Consider the following 15,155-nt stretch of genomic DNA (forward strand, 5'->3'; position numbering starts at 1 on the left):
GATGACCACACCGCAGGACCCGGACGCCCCCCGCGCCGAGGTACCCCCGACGGCGGCCCAGCCGACCGAGCGGCTCGCCTACCCCGCTGAGCCCGCCCACCCCGCGCCGCAGCCGACCGTCGAGCAGCCGGTGCCCGGTTCGGGTGCGCCGGGTCCCGATCCGGCCGCGGCACAGCCGGATCCGGCCGGGCCGCAGCCCGCCGCCGAGCCGTCGACGGCCCACGCGGCCGCCCCGGGTGCACCGGTCCCGCCGCCGCGGTCGAGGTGGCGCGGCGCGGGCGCGACCGCGGGCCGGGTCGCCAAGCACCGGGTGACGCTGGTCGTCGTCGCGCTCGTGCTCGGTGGCGCGATCGGCGCGGGCGTCACGGCGTTGGCGGTGCACGACGACCGCGACAGCCGTCCCGCCGTGGGCGACGCCCGCGACCGGGGTGGCGAGGTGCGCGGCGGCCCCGGCTGGGGCGAGCGCGGTGGTGACCGGCGCGGCGGTGGCCGCGACGAGGGCCGTGGCGGAGATCGTGGTGGAGACCGAGGTGGGGACCGCGGCGACGGGCCCGGCCGCGGCTGAGCCGACGCCCACCAGGCGGGTCCCCCGGACGCGTCCCCCCGGCGTTGGGGGACCCGCCCAGCTTCACCTGTCCCGGCGGCTCGCGGCGGCTTCGTTCCCGGTCTCCTCAGAACGAAGCCGCGCGCGCCGATCCTGTCCGGAGAAGTGCCCGGCTACGGGCTGGACGGGAAGGGGCTCGGGTGCGCGAGCAGGGAACAGGGCGGCCCGCGGGCGGCCTGGTGACGCGCTGGCTGGCCAACCGCAAGGTCGGCACGAAGGTGTTGGGCACCGTGGGGCTGCTCGCGGTCGTCGGCGCCGGGGTCGGGGTGCTGTCGATCGCCAGGATGGGGTCGATGGACACCTCGGCCGAACAGCTCTACACCCAGGGCCTGCTGCCGGTCGAGCAGATCTACGAGGTCCGCGTCGACATGGAGAGCACCCGCCGCAACGTGCTCAACCACGCGCTGTCGACCACCCCCGAGAAGCTCGCCAAGTACGAGCAGGCACTGCGCGACGACGACGCCGCCTTCGCCGACGACCTCGCCAAGTACGCGCTGTACACCGCCGACCCGAGCCTGGTCGGCCAGGTCCGCGACAGGTGGGCCGAGTACCAGCGCATCCGCGACGAGCAGGTGCTGCCCGCGGGGCGCGCCCACGACACCACCACCGTCGAACTCCTGCGCGACACCAAGTTGGTGCCCGCCGCGAAGGCTGCCGAGGACCTGGTGGTCCAGATGGTCGACCGCGAGGTCAAGGCGGCCGAGGCCCGCAGGCAGGCCGTCACCGCCGACTTCCAGTCCTCCCGCACCACCATCGTCGTCGTGCTGGTCGCGGGCATCCTGCTCGCGCTGGCCGTCGGCTACTACGTGGTCCGCGGCATCCGCGGCAGCCTGCGCAAGGTCGGCACCGCCATCGCCGCGCTCGCCGCCAAGGACCTCACCGGGCACACCGGTATCCACGGCCGCGACGAACTCGCGGTGATGGGCCGCGACTTCGACACCGCCATGGACACCGTCCGCGAGACCGTCTCCGAACTCGCCGGGACCGCGCTCGCGCTGACCTCGGCGTCGGTGCGGCTCTCGGAGGTCAGCGGCGGGCTCAGCGCGGGCTCCGGTCGGGCGGCGGAGCGCGCGGGCGCCGCGGCGGACACCGCGGGCCAGGTCAGCGAGAACGTGCGGTCGATGTCGGTCAGCGCCGAGGAGATGACCTCGTCCATCGCCGAGATCGCCAGCAGCGCCGGTCAGGCCGCCGACGTCGCCCAGCAGTCGCTCACCGCGGCCACCGAGACCGGTGCGCAGATCGCCGCGCTCGCCGAAGCCAGCTCCGAGATCGGCGAGGTGGTCAAGATGATCACCTCGATCGCCGAGCAGACGAACCTGCTGGCGTTGAACGCGACCATCGAGGCCGCGCGGGCGGGCGACGCGGGCAAGGGCTTCGCCGTGGTCGCCAGCGAGGTCAAGGACCTGGCGCAGGCCACGGCCAAGGCCACTGAGGGCATCTCCCAGCGGGTCGAGGCCATCCAGGCGGGCACCGCGGGCGCGGCGAGGTCGGTGCGGCAGATCCAGGACGTCGTCGGGCAGATCACCGACCACTCCACCACGGTGGCCTCCGCCGTGGAGCAGCAGTCCGCGACCACCGCCGAGATGAGCCGCGCGATCGCCGCGGCCGCCAACGGCAGCGGCGAGCTGTCGGCCACCTTCGGTGCCGTCGCCGAGGTCACCACCGCCACCTCCGACAGCGCCAGGGCCAGCCAGGTCGCCGCCGACGACCTGTCCACCCTCGCCACCAAGCTCAACGCCCTCGTCGGCGTCTTCCACTACTGAGGCCGCCATGACCGCCCCCTACGGCTTCCACAGCCCCACCCTGACCGACGCGGAGAACGCCATCCACCGCCTCTACCCGTCCACCGGCGGCCAGGTGTGGTCGTCTCTCCTGGTCAAGGCAGGTCTAACCGGCCGCGAGACGGACGTTGCCGCGCTGTCCGGCTTGATCGACGCGATGGAGAAGACCGACCCGGTGCTTTCCCTGTGCGCCCAAGCCTTCCGCATCCGTTCCACTACCCACACCGCACTCACTGCCGCTGAGACGTTGGTTCGCGGCGCGGAGTGACTAGCGGAGGTCGGCGCCCTTGGTCTCCGGCAGGGTAAGGATGACGAAGAAGGCGATCACGGCCGCGCCAGTGAGGTACCAGAAGAAGACGGTGGAGGCTCCTGCGTCTGCGAGGGCTGTTACGACTAGAGGCGCTGTGCCGCCGAACAGGGCTACCGTGAGGTTGTACCAGGCGCCGATGCCCAGGGCCCGGACCTCCGTGGGGAAGAGCTCGCTCATGATGGCCGGGGCGATCGAGGTCATGGCGGTGTAGAAACCCAGGCCCACGCAGAAGACGACGACCAGGTTGGCCAAGCCGGGGCGTACCAGTGTGGACAGTGGGTAGCTCGATACGGCTATCGCGGCTGCCCAGACCAAGAGCTGGGGTTTGCGGCCGAAGCGGTCGGCGGCCGCGCCCATGGGGTATTGCAGCGCCACGAACAGGGCCGTACCGATGGACAGTGCGAGGAAGACGTCGCTGGCGTCGGCCTTCCTGGTGTTGATCGCGAACGGGGTCAGGGCGCTGAAGAACGTGTAGTAGCACAGGGTCGACAGCATCGTGAAGCCGACAAGTTGCCCGACAGCCTTAGGGTGCTGGCGTAGCGTCAACAGCAGCGGGTTACTCAACCGCCGCGCCTTGTCCTTGTTCTCCTCGAACTGCTCGGTCTCGTCCAACGCGCGCCGCAGCACCAGACCGACCAAGCCGAGCACGCCGCCGATGACGAACGGGATGCGCCACCCGTAGTCCTGCATGGCGGCCTTGCCCAGCCCGTTGGTGAGGAAGTACCCGAGCAGCGACGCGACCAGCACCGCCGACCCGGTCGAGATGTAGAAGAACGCCGAGTACCGCCCCCGCCGCCCCGACGGCGCGATCTCCGCCAGGTACGCCGACGCGTTCGACACCTCCCCGCCCATCGACAGCCCCTGCACGATCCTGGCCACCAACAACAACACCGGCGCCAACCACCCCACCTGCGCGAACGTCGGCAACACCCCGATCGCCAACGAAGCCCCCGCCATCGCCACGATCGTCAGGATCATCGCAGGCCGCCGCCCCCGAGTATCCGCGAACCGCCCCAGCAGGAACCCACCCAACGGCCGGAAGAAGAACGCCAACGCATACGTCACGAACGTCGCCAACAACGCCTTGCTCCCAGGCTCGAACAACGCGTTCGCGATATACGTACTGAACGTCGCATAGACCGTCCAGTCGTACCACTCCACCGCGTTCCCCACACTGGCGGCGACGAGCTTCCGTACCGGCAAGCGGTGCTTCTCCGTGATGTCCGGGCCGACGACCACGAGCCACCTCCTGGTGTGTGCCTGTTGTTGGACAGTGCCACAGCGCGGGGTGGATAGGTAGGGTTGTTTCCCTCCGGCTATACCGGTATCCGGTTATGCGGAGAGCTTGCGCTCCAAGGTGTCGGCGTCCGGGTCGGCCAGTTTCTCCAGGAGGAGTAGCGCGGCCTCCCAGTGTTCCCTTGCGCTGTCTGGCTTACCGAGCTGGGATAGGGCGTCGCCCAGGGCGTCGTGGGCGCGGGCTTCGGTGTGCCAGTCGTCGAGGGCTTCGGCCAGGGGGAGGGCTCGGGTGGCGTGGTCGAGGGCGCGGGTGGGGTCGTTCTTGCTGTTGTGGATGGCGCTCATGGCCGCGTAGACGATGGCGATGTTGCGCTGGTCGCCCTGTTGCCTGCGGATCTCCAGCGAACGCTCCAGGTTGGCCAGGGCGGCGTCGTGGTCGCCGAGGCTGTGCTGGGCCTCGCCGAGCAGGCGCAGCGCGGTGGCCTCGCCGAACGCGTCGCCCTCCGCGACGTGCATCGCCAGTGCCTCGGTGAGCGTGGCCACGGCCGCGGTCACGTCACCCAGGCGGTGCTGGACATCGCCGGTGTCGCGTAGCGCCCACGCCTCCGCCCATCCCTCGCCCAGTTCCCGCCACCCGGCCCGCGCCAGCTCGAAGTGCTCCAGAGCGGTCGCGTAGTCGCGCAGACCTCTATACGCGAGTGCGATGCTCGTGTGCAGCCAAGCCAATGCCGCCTTCTCACCACAGGCCCTGGCCGCGCGCAACGCCACCAGGTGCGTGTCCACCCAGTCGTTGAACGGGCGGCGGGCCAGGAAGGCACCGAACATCGCCACCGGCAACTGCCACGCCTGCGCGAGCTCGCCCGCACGCTCGGCCTGCGTCACCGATGCCACCAGGTTCGCCCGCTCCAGGTCGCACCAGTGCAGCGCGTCCGCCCTGTCCGTGAAGATCGGCAGCGGAGCAGGCGTTTCGGCAAGATCCAGCGCGATGCGGGTGAAGCTCGGCGTGAACATCCTCGCCGCCGCGTCGGCCACATGGGTGTACCAAGTGAGCAGACGCCGCAACGCCTCTACGCGTTCGGAGTCCTCGCTAGCCCGTTCAGCCGCGTAGACCCTAAGTAGATCGTGGAACCGATAGCGCCTAGGTGTGTCCTCGCGCAGGAGGTGGGCGTTGACCAACGTCTCTAGTAGCCGTCGGGTCGCCATGGGCGTTAGCGCTGCCAACGCGGACACCGCGTCCAGGCCGATGTCGGCACCGGGAACCACCCCGAGGAGGCGGAACAATCTGGCCGCGTCAGCAGGCAGCGTGCGGTAGGACAAGGAGAACACCACGCGAACGGCAGCGGAAGGGTCCTCATCGTCGGTTAGCGCGTCCAGCCGCTCTTGGTGCAGTTCCTGTGCGAACTCGGTCAGGCTCAACGACTCGCTGGCCGCGAGTCTGCCGCCGACGATGCGTAGCGCAAGAGGGAGGTAGCCGCAGTCGCGGGCCAACTCCGCTGCCGCGTCCGGTTCGGCCGCGATCCGGCTCTCGCCCACGATCCTGGCCAACACCTCGACCGCCCGCACTGGGGGCAGCACGTCCAACGCCATCCGCTGGGCCCCTTCCCTGGTCGCCAACCCGGTCAGTCTACTGCGGCTGGTGATCAGCACGCGGCACGAAGACGAGCCGGGCAGCAGCGGTCGGACCTGCTGCGGGGTGGCGGCGTTGTCCAACAGGACGAGCATCCGCTTGCCGTGCACCAAGGACCGGTACAACGCCGCGCGTGGCTCTGTCCCGACCGGGATGCGTTCGCCCGGTACGTCCAACGATCGCAGGATCTGTTCCAGTGCGTCTTCCGCTGTCACGGCTTCGTCGGCGTGGTAGCCGCGAAGGTCTAGATAGAGGTCTCCATCAGGAAAGCTGTCCCGCACCTGGTGCGCCCAATGCGTTGCCAGAGAGGTCTTACCGACGCCACCGATTCCCACGATCATCGTTGGTGCTACCGGAGCAGTGGTGTCCAACCAGTTCCCCAGTGACTTCAGATAATTCTCTCGATCGTTGAAGTGCGCGGTATCGGCGGGTAACTGGCGGGGGACAGGTAGGGCTGGCGGTGCTGATGGCGGAGTGGTGAAGTGAACGCCTCCTACGATCGTGTGCGCCTGCACCGCGTTGGACGACGTTGCCGTCAACTGGTTGCGCGTAGTGTCGTCGGCCACGAGCACGTCCTCGCCGGGTGATCAACGGGATCGAAGTCGCGGCCACTGTACTGGCCCGGCCCGGCCGCCGATGGCGAATCCGGTGACTGGGCCGGAATTCGCCACGCCGACAGGGCGATGACCTGACAGGGCGACGCGGGCGGTCCGCGCTCACCGGCGGTTACCCGCCACACGCCGAACGATGGAATTCGTTGCACCCGAAGTGTTCTGCCACTGTGAACCACTTGTTTCGGGACGATGAACGGCGTCTAGTTGCGGATGGGCCCGATCGGGGCCGACACCCTGGGGATGGTTTCGATGACGCACGAAGACGCCGACCTGCTCGCCGACTGCGCCGCCGCGGTGCTCGCCCGGCACCAGCCGCGCACCTGGCGGCACGCCCTCGACGATCGATGGCACTACGTGCTGCCCGACGACCACAGATCCCGGGAGCAGGGCTGGAAACTGCACGTCCCGGCCACCCCGCTGTCGGCATGCCTCGTGCTGTCCCGCGCGGTGGAGGTGCTCGCCCGGCACCGGTGCGCGTTCAAGTTCGCCGTCACCATGCGCCGCTTGCACGAACTCGTCGGTCCTAACGCCGACCGCAAGGCCGCGGGCAAGTTCGTCACCGCGTACCCCGATGACGACGACCACGCGCGCGTTGTCGCGGAAGCCTTGCACCGCGCGACGCTAGGTCTACCGGGGCAGTGGATCCTCACCGACCGCCGGTATCGCCAACACTCCCAGGTGTTCTACCGCTATGGCGGCTTCACCCCACCGACAGTGTTGACCGACGACGGTGAATACCGCGCGATGCTGCGCGCACCGGACGGATCGGTCGTACCGGACAAGCGTGCGGTGGGTCAGGTAGCGCCATCGTGGGCCGTCGACCCGTTCCAGGACGAGGTAGCACCGTCCACAGTGGCCGAATCGGTGCTCGTCGGCGGTAGGTTCACCGTCCGCTCCGCCATCCGGCAGAACAACCGCGGCGGCGTGTACCTCGCCGAGGACGCGGACGGTACCCGCTTGGTGCTCAAGCGCTTCCGCGAGCACACCGGGGCGGGGGTCGACGGCACCGATTCGCGGACCCGCGCCCGCGCCGAGGCCCGGCTCCTGTCGATCCTCGGGCCGAGCGGGTCCTCACCGGGGTTCCTCGACATCTTCACCTCCGGCACCGACATCTTCGTCGCCCAGCAGTGGGTCGACGGCGTGCCCCTGCGCCGGTTCGTCGCCAGGGAGCTGCGCCCGCGCGGCACCGCGCTCGCCCTCGACACCGACCTCGCGCTCGACCTGACCCGCCAACTGGTCGACCTGCTCGACAGGGTCCACGCCGCCGGTTACGTCCTCGGCGACCTGACCCCGAACAACGTGCTGGTCACCGCGGACCGGCGGCTCGTCCTGATCGACCTGGAATCCGCGCTGCGCCCGACCGACGTCGCCGCGCGGCTACTGACACCGGGCTACGCGGCGCCGGAGGACGAGGGCCGGTCGCGGATGATCGCCGCCGACCCGGACCGGGCCACCGACCTCTACAGCCTCGGCGCCACGCTGTTCTACCTGGTCTCCGGCGCCCACCCGCCCGCGTCGCAGGGCACCGGGCTGCGGGAGATGGTCCGGCTGATGGCGCGCCGCAACCCGGTCGCGGCCCGGCTGGGCCCGGTCGTCACCGGTCTGCTGGCACCGGAACCCGCCGCGCGACCCAGCCTCGCCGAGGTGCGGACCGCCCTGGCCGAGCCGTCCCCGCCGACCGGTGCGGTGACGAGCGGTGCGGCGGCGGACGTGGGCGAGCTGGTCGACGAGATGCTGGCCGACATCGTCAGCACCGCCACCCCCGAGCGGGGTTGGCTGTGGCGCAACTCCGAGACCGCCTCGCGGTACGACCCGTGCTCGGTCCACGTCGGCGCGCCCGGGGTGCTGCTGGTGCTGAGCCAGGCCGCGCGGGCGGGGCACGCGGAGGTGCTCGACACCGTCGACGTGGCGGCCAGGTGGACCATGCGCAGGCTGGGGGACGAGCCGAGAGTCCTGCCCGGGTTGATGTTCGGGCGGGCCGGTACCGCGGTCAGCCTGTACGAGGCCGGTGCGCTGCTCGGCGCGGACGACGTCAGCGCGGCCGGGCTGGACCTGGCGCGGACCTTGCCGACCCAGTGGCACGTGCCGGATGTGTTCCACGGTGTCGCGGGCGCCGGGCTGGCCCTGGTGCGGCTGTGGCGGCACACCGGCGACGACGACCTGCTCGCCCGCGCCCGGCAGTGCGCCGACGCGCTGCTGGCCGGTGCCGAGGAAGGGCCGCGGTGGACCGCGAAGGGCGACTTCCTGCTCGCGGGCACCACGCACTGGGGGTTCGCGCACGGCGTCGCGGGCATCGCCACGTTCCTGCTCGACATCGCCGCGGCCACCGGCGACGGCCGGTACCTGGCCGTGGTGGGCCAGGCGGCCGAGGCGCTGGCCGGGGCCGCCATCCTCGACGGCGACGCCGCGTTCTGGCCGAGCGGCGAGGACGACAGCCAGGCCGACACCGTCCGGCTGACCGGCTTCTGCAGCGGCGCGACCGGCGTCGGCACGTTCCTGCTCCGGCTGCACCAGCTCACCGGCCACCCCGCCGCCCGCGCCCTCGCCGAGGCCGCCGCCACCGCGGTCCACCACGGCGGCTGGACCGCGCCGCCCCTGTGGTGCCACGGCCTGGCCACCGACGGCGACTTCCTCCTCGACTGCGCCGCCCTGCCCGCTCTGGACCCGTCCACCACCACCGCGCCCCAGCCGTCCACCTCGGCCGCATCCGTCTCCCACGGTGGCCCGGGGTCGTCCCACTCTCCCGGGGACCCCGGGTCGAGCAGCGCCACCCACACCGCGGCTGCCTGCACAGCCACCCACACCGCCCCGACCGGTGTGCCCTCCCACGGGGGCCGGTCCGCCGGTCACTCCACCGCACCCCGCGGCTCGGCGCTCGACCCCGCCGCCACGACCCTGCCCACCCAACGTGCCACCACACCGCTCGCCCCGGCCACCCACACCCACCGCTCCACCGCGGCGGACCCGGCCATCCGGGGCGCCACCGCCACGACCCCATCCCTCCGCCGCGGCGCCGCCGAGATCCCGCCCGCGCACCGCGGCACTGCCACGGATCCGGCCACCCGCTACCGCGCCTGGGCCGAGGACACCGCCCAGGTCATCGCCGCCCGCGCGGTCCGCCGCCGCGGCCGCCTGCTCACCCCCGACGACACCGGCGACGTCGTCGCCTCCTTCGCCAACGGCTACGCGGGCACCCTGTCCTTCCTCCTGCGCCTGCACCACGGCGGCGCCCGCCCGCTCCTGCCCAGCTACGCCAAGGACTCCGTCCTGGCCTGACCCGGTGAAAGGAGGAACCCCCGATGGAACTGACCGTGAACCAACTGGACCTGCTCCCCGCGACGGAGCAGACCGGCGACGAGCCCCAGCTGCTCTCCAGCTGCTGCAGCCACTGCTTCTCGTCACTGATGCTCGTCACGAACGGCTGTGAGTGGTGATCCCCCGGTGGCCGTGTCCCACCAGGACGCGGCCACCGCCGTCACCCCAGCGCGGTGAACTCCCAGCGACCGCCGGTCCGGACGCCCTTGCTCAGCCGCAGACCGGGCTCACCCGCCAGCGCCCGGGTGAGGTCGTGCGCGCGCCGGGTGGCCGGGATGTCGCAGCGGCACGCCACGTCGGGCGCCTGGGCCAGGTAGGCCACGTCACCGTCCTCGACCGCCGGGAGGTCGCTGATCGACTCGGGATCCCCGCCGCCGACGACCACCGTCGGCCGTTGCGCACCGCACCCGGGCTCCAGCGGCGACAGGGCCGTCGAGGTCCTGATCAGCAACCGGGGCGCGGTGCCGTCGCAGCCGAAAGTCAGGGTCCGCGGATCCACCAGGTCCGGCTGATCCCCGGCCAGCACCGCACGCAGGCGCAGGAGTTGGACCTGGCTGGGGGCGTACCGCTCGTCGCCACCGCCCGCGTGGACGATCGCCGCCGATGTCCCCGGCAGGTCGTCGGGGAGCGGGGTGGTCCACGTGCTGGTGAGGTCGACGACGCCGAGCAGCGGCGCCCCCTCCCGTCGCGCGGCGACCGCGACGCGGCCCACCGCGGTGTACTGGGCGTCGGGCACCTCGTTCGGGTAGCCGACGAGCACGACCCGCACCGGACGATCGGGCGGGGCCTGCTCCTGGGCCTCGGCCACCCCGAGCAGTCCCGCCGACAGTTCCCGCCACGAGCCGCCATCGCCCGTGCGCAGCGAACCGATGACGCCGACAACCCCGGCGCCACCCAGGTCCCGCGCGTGGCGGTTGCCCGCGATCAGCCGGTCGAGCACCTCGTGGTCGGCAGGCAGCCCGTACCACTGCGATTCCGGGACAACACCGATGCACGTGGAACCTGTGTCAGTGCTAGCGCGAACTTTCGAGACGTCGCCGCCTAGCTGCAAGAGGGGTTCGCAGCGCAGGTAGTTGTAGGTCCCGATCGTCACCACCGTGCCTGCGACAAGCGCGAGGATGGAAGCGAGGACAACGACTTTCCTCCGCTGCGGCGACATTGCCCTGCCGGGCTCGCGGCTCTCGGTAGGCCCACCTTGCAGCCGTTCTTGTAGTCGCACATGCCGGAACTGGTAGACGCCGCCGGACTGGCGCAAGAGACCCAGGTTGCGCGCCTCGGCGAGAAAGCGCATCAACCGCAAGGGCGTCTTGCGCCGCGCGGCGAGGACGAGTCGGGTGACAGCGAAGCGCGGCCACGCCCTCGTCAAGGTCACCAGCACCGCGACCGCGACCGCCATGACCACCACCGCCGTGGTCGGGTCGACGTAGTGGTAGTGCTGCTCGGTCAACAGCACCCCGTTGTCGGGCCCGATGCCTGACAGCGCCCCGCCGTACACCGTCTCGAGGATGACGCCCAGCCGTAGTGCCGGAACCGCGACCAGCACCGTCACCGCGGTGGCGACGACACCACCCACGAGCACCGATCTGCGGTCCTGCCGCAACAACTCCATGGGGCTCGACCGCGCCGACCGCCGCGGCAACGCGTTGACGGCCTGGTGCGCGCCGAACGCGGTGCCCGCCACCACCACCATGACCGCCGCCGCCAGGAGATCGGCCAGGTCCGCCACCCGGTAGGTCAGCGAGCCGTACTCCAGGGAGCTCAAGATCGGACCGCCGAGCAGCAGCGGCACCGCCGGGACGGCCACGAACGCGGCCCCGGTCCGAAAGCCCGCGCGGAAGCGCGGACCCCACCCCTGCGGCGAGAAAGCCACCCGCCCGGGGACTCGGTAGGCCGCGCCGTACCAGAGGGCAGTGGCCAGCACGGCGATGACCATGGCGGCGCGCAGTGGCAGGTCCTGCGACATCGTCCCCGTATCGGACCGCAGCACCCCCACCCCGACCCCGATCGACAGCAACACCAGCACGCACAGACCGATGCCGAGCCCGATCACCGGCGCGGCCCACGGCGACAAGAGTCGATCGCTTATCCGCCACCACGCCAGGTCGCGCCTGCGGTAGCGGTGCATGTAGCGGGCTAGGAACTCCAGTGACCGCTTAGCGTGCGCGGACCTTCTAGCCGCCGCCTCCGCCCGTGTGCCCTGGGCCGCGTAGGTGGCGTCGACGAGGTGGTCGACCAAGAAGTCCTCGACCGCGTGCCTGCTGGGGAACCGGTCGCGATCGAGGAGGTCGGTGGGGTCGGCCTCAAGCCGCTGGAACACCGTGCGCGCCAACGACACCATCAGCGGCGTGGACAGCGCGAGCGCGACATCCCCGCCCGGGTCGTCGCCCACCGCGGCGAAGACGGGTGCCCAGTCGGCTGTGGAAGCCTCCCGCAGGTACGCCGACGCGTCCTCGGCGGCCACCGGCAGCACGCGCGTGACCACCGCCCCGCGCAGCCCGGGGGACCCGTCCCTGATCACCTCGGCGTACTCGGCGGCCCGGCAGGTCACCACGACCGGGCGGTCCCGGCCGAGCGCGGTGTCGATGCCGCGGACCGCCGCCCGCCGGTCTGCCTCGGGGATCTCGTCGAGGCCGTCGAGCACCAGGCGGACCTTGCCGTGGTCGAGGAGCCTGCGGGGGATCTCCGTGCGGCCGTTGTAGTACGCGGTGGCCATGGCGCGCACCGACCAGTCGTCCAGCGACTCCTCGACCGGGTCCCACGACGAGGCCGCGAGCAGCACCGGCACCGGAGCGCCCGGCGAGCGGTCGGCCAGCAGCCCCAGGGTCAGCACGATCGCCAGCACCGTCTTGCCGGAGCCCGGCTCGCCGAGCACCAGCATCCGGCCGGAGCCGATGCCCGAGTAGCCGCGGGCGACCCGGGCGGCGACCTCGTCGAACGGACCGTCCACCCGGCCGGTCAGCCACTCGCTCGACCACGCCACCGGGAGCACGTGCGGGTCCCGCAGCCGCCGCGCGGTCGCCTCCTCCGCCCACTCGTCGGCCACGGTGCCCGCCAGGTCGTCGGCGAGGCCGTCGACATCGCGGTGCCGGTGCTCGCGGGGCTCGGTGGCGCTGATGATCCCCACCGCGAGCCCGACCGCGGCGAAGGCCATCGCGGTGACGCTGGCGATCCGGTCGTTGGTGTCGAGGTCGTTGCCCGCCATCCACACCGCCACCGCGGCGCAGAGCAGGACCAGGGCGCCCAGCAGGACAACACGTGTGGTCCGCGGTTGCACGGTCCGCCTCCCCGAGATCTAGGACCGCAACGTCCTACCGCACCGCTTACCGGCGGGCCTGCCCAGGGGGTGTGACCGGCGTCATCGGCCGCCGCGAAATAGTCAAGCTCTCAATCAAGTTGAGCGGGAGGTGTCGACGATCGAAGAGGAGTCAGTGATGACCGCTGTGCAGGGTCGGGTGCTCGAGCTCGCTGAGGACGCGCAGGACCTGTTGTTCCGCCGGGCCAGGACCGCGAACGCGTTCGCGGAGGGGGCGGTCAGCGAGGAGCAGGTGCGCGCCATCTACGAGTTGGTCAAGTGGGGGCCCACCGCGATGAACGGACAGCCGTTGCGGGTTGTGCTCGTGCGGACGCCGGAAGGGCGGGAGCGGCTGGCCCGACACCTGTCGGAGGGCAACCGGGCGAAGACGCTGAGCGCGCCGTTGACCGCGGTCCTGGCCGCTGACACCGACTTCCACGAGAACCTGCCGACGGTGTTCCCGCACCTGCCCGGCGCCAAGGACTACTTCGTCGACGCCGAGCGGCGGGCCGAGAGCGCGCGGTTCAACGCGTTGCTGCAAGCGGGGTACTTCGTGCTCGGTGTCCGCGCCGCCGGGCTGGCCGCGGGCCCCATGTCCGGGTTCGACGCCGCTGGGGTGGACGGCGAGTTCTTCCCCGACGGGCGGCTGCGCTCGCTCGTGGTGGTCAACATCGGCAACCCTGCCGAGGCCGGGACCTTCCCCCGTAGCCCCCGGCTGGACTACGACGACGTCGTGCTGACCGTCTGACAAGCGGAAGGGGCCCCGCCGCGGCGGGGCCCCTTCCACGTGAAACGCCTACCGACCGTAGGTCGACTGCGTCTGCACGTTGAGCTCCGTCCACCGGTACGACTTCGCCGGGTCCGTCGCCGGGTCGTTCACCTCGAGGACGTCGAAGCCCTTGCCCAGGTCGGACGCGTAGATGAACCCGTTGTAGTAGTACGCTGACCACACGCCGCCGCTCTCGGCGGAGACCGCGGCCGGACCGCGCTCGAAGAACCCGATCTCCTTGGGCTGCTGCGAGTTGGTGTAGTCGACCAGCTGGACGCCGCCCGAGTACCACGCCTGCACCATGATGTCGCGGCCGGGCACCGGCAGCAGCGACCCGTTGTGCGCCACGCAGTTCTCGGTCGGCGTCTGGTAGCGGCCGATCTTGTAGAAGCTGCGGAACTCCAGCGCCCGCTGGTTGCCGCGGCCGGTGATGTCGTAGATCCCGTTGGCGCCGCGGGTCGGGCCGATCTTCTCGTTGCACGTCGCGCCGCCGCCACCGCCGAGCTCGTCGGTGAAGATGACCTTGGTGCCGTCGTTGGTGAAGGTCGCGGAGTGCCAGAACGCGAAGTGGTCGTCGTCCTGCACGCGGTTGATCACCCGCGGCTTCTCCGGGTCGACGATGTCGATCAGCACGCCGTCACCCATGCAGGCGCCTGCGGCGAGGTTCTTCGACGGGAAGACGGTGATGTCGTGGCAGCCGGAGGTCGCGACCACGTAGGGGACCTCGACGTTGCCGGAGCTGCCGCGGCCGGGGTTGCCGCCGTCGGGGAACAGGTTCGGCGTGGCCACGACCTCGGCGGCGGCCGGGTTGCGCAGCGGCACCTTGATGATGGTGATGATGTCGTGCGGCGGCTGGCACTTGCTGATGTTCGTCGCCGGGCTGTAGGACGAGACGTAGATGTAGACGTCGCGGCCGCGCTTGTCCGGCACCAGCGTGTGCGTGTGCGACCCGCAGGCGGTCTCGACCGACCGGATGTAGCGCGGGTTGCGCTTGTCGCTGATGTCGAAGATCTTCATGCCCTCCCAGTACGCCTTGGTGCCGTCGGACTGGGCCACCGACGCGCACGAGTCGTCGCTGCGGCGGGAGTCGGTGGACAGGAACAGCAGGTTCCCGCTGACCGACACGTCGTTCTGCGAACCGGGGCACAGCACCTGGCTGGCGATCTTGGGCTGGCGCGGGTTCTTGATGTCGTAGATGGTGAAGCCGAGGTAGTTGCCCGCGATGGCGTAGTCGCCGGTGAAGGCCAGGTCGGTCCCGGTCGACCCGGTGCCCTTGAGCGGGGCGGTCGCCGGGATGTTGGCGACGTGCTTGACGTTCGGACTGGTGACGATCTCGTCCGGGCCGGGGAACTGGCCCTGCGCGGACGCGGACGGCACCCCGAGCAGAGCGGAGATCGTCGCGGCCGCGACACCGGCGACCGCGATCGCGGTCCTGCGCCTGCCGCGTCGGGTAGAAGGCACCCTGCGTACCCCTCTCGTGAAGGCTTCGAAACCGCAGTATGACCTGGGCGCAAGACCGCAACCAGCCCCTTTTGTTGCTAGTTATCACCAGATGGACACACTCTGTTGCCACCGGCGCCGGTCGGGTACGTTCGGCCCCCTGGCGC

Annotated in this window: 10 protein-coding genes; 6 read left to right on the forward strand and 4 right to left on the reverse strand. The window is 71.2% G+C overall.

Annotated elements, in window-relative coordinates; all coding sequences use genetic code 11:
• The first annotated feature begins 1 nt into the window (after position 1).
• The 3 genes from CLV68_RS12925 (at position 2) to CLV68_RS12935 (ending at position 2,653) form a co-directional block, all read left to right on the forward strand.
• Positions 2–565, forward strand: a complete 564-nt coding sequence (locus CLV68_RS12925; protein WP_121390571.1) for a hypothetical protein — start codon at positions 2–4, stop codon at positions 563–565.
• Positions 566–744: 179 nt separating this feature from the next.
• Positions 745–2,367 (forward strand): methyl-accepting chemotaxis protein, encoded by a 1,623-nt coding sequence (locus CLV68_RS12930; protein ID WP_147459972.1) that lies wholly within the window; start codon positions 745–747, stop codon positions 2,365–2,367.
• Positions 2,368–2,374: 7 nt separating this feature from the next.
• Positions 2,375–2,653, forward strand: a complete 279-nt coding sequence (locus tag CLV68_RS12935) for a hypothetical protein (protein WP_121390573.1) — start codon at positions 2,375–2,377, stop codon at positions 2,651–2,653.
• Here the strand turns inward: CLV68_RS12935 and CLV68_RS12940 are convergent, their stop codons facing one another.
• Both CLV68_RS12940 and CLV68_RS12945 read right to left on the reverse strand, forming a co-directional pair.
• Positions 2,654–3,934: an MFS transporter gene (locus CLV68_RS12940; RefSeq protein WP_121390574.1), complete on the reverse strand. Its 1,281-nt coding sequence runs from the start codon at positions 3,932–3,934 to the stop codon at positions 2,654–2,656. It lies immediately after the preceding gene.
• A gap of 93 nt (positions 3,935–4,027) precedes the next feature.
• Positions 4,028–6,130 carry an ATP-binding protein gene (locus CLV68_RS12945; protein WP_342772768.1) on the reverse strand — a complete coding sequence of 701 codons (2,103 nt, stop codon included), beginning with the start codon at positions 6,128–6,130 and terminating at the stop codon, positions 4,028–4,030.
• A 291-nt stretch (positions 6,131–6,421) separates the two neighbouring features.
• Here CLV68_RS12945 and lanL point away from each other — a divergent pair, with 291 nt between their 5' ends.
• Both lanL and CLV68_RS35620 read left to right on the forward strand, forming a co-directional pair.
• Positions 6,422–9,448, forward strand: a complete 3,027-nt coding sequence (gene lanL / locus CLV68_RS12950; RefSeq protein WP_170224263.1) for a class IV lanthionine synthetase LanL — start codon at positions 6,422–6,424, stop codon at positions 9,446–9,448.
• 23 nt (positions 9,449–9,471) lie between these two features.
• Complete coding sequence (locus tag CLV68_RS35620) at positions 9,472–9,606, forward strand: hypothetical protein (protein WP_281245066.1); 135 nt, start codon at positions 9,472–9,474, stop codon at positions 9,604–9,606.
• 41 nt (positions 9,607–9,647) lie between these two features.
• On the opposite strand, the gene CLV68_RS12955 is transcribed toward CLV68_RS35620, so the two are convergent.
• A complete protein-coding gene (locus CLV68_RS12955; RefSeq protein WP_121390577.1) occupies positions 9,648–12,761 on the reverse strand; it encodes an NACHT domain-containing protein in 3,114 nt (1,037 codons plus the stop codon).
• Positions 12,762–12,918: 157 nt separating this feature from the next.
• Between CLV68_RS12955 and CLV68_RS12960 the strand changes: the two genes are divergently transcribed.
• On the forward strand, positions 12,919–13,527 hold the full coding sequence (locus CLV68_RS12960) for a malonic semialdehyde reductase (RefSeq protein WP_121390578.1): 609 nt from the start codon (positions 12,919–12,921) through the stop codon (positions 13,525–13,527).
• Between the two features lie 48 nt (positions 13,528–13,575).
• Here CLV68_RS12960 and CLV68_RS12965 read toward each other — a convergent pair whose 3' ends face one another.
• Positions 13,576–15,009: an LVIVD repeat-containing protein gene (locus CLV68_RS12965; protein ID WP_121390579.1), complete on the reverse strand. Its 1,434-nt coding sequence runs from the start codon at positions 15,007–15,009 to the stop codon at positions 13,576–13,578.
• Between the last annotated feature and the right edge of the window lie 146 nt (positions 15,010–15,155).

Origin of the sequence: Actinokineospora cianjurensis (assembly GCF_003663795.1) — a bacterium.
Lineage (GTDB): Bacteria > Actinomycetota > Actinomycetes > Mycobacteriales > Pseudonocardiaceae > Actinokineospora > Actinokineospora terrae.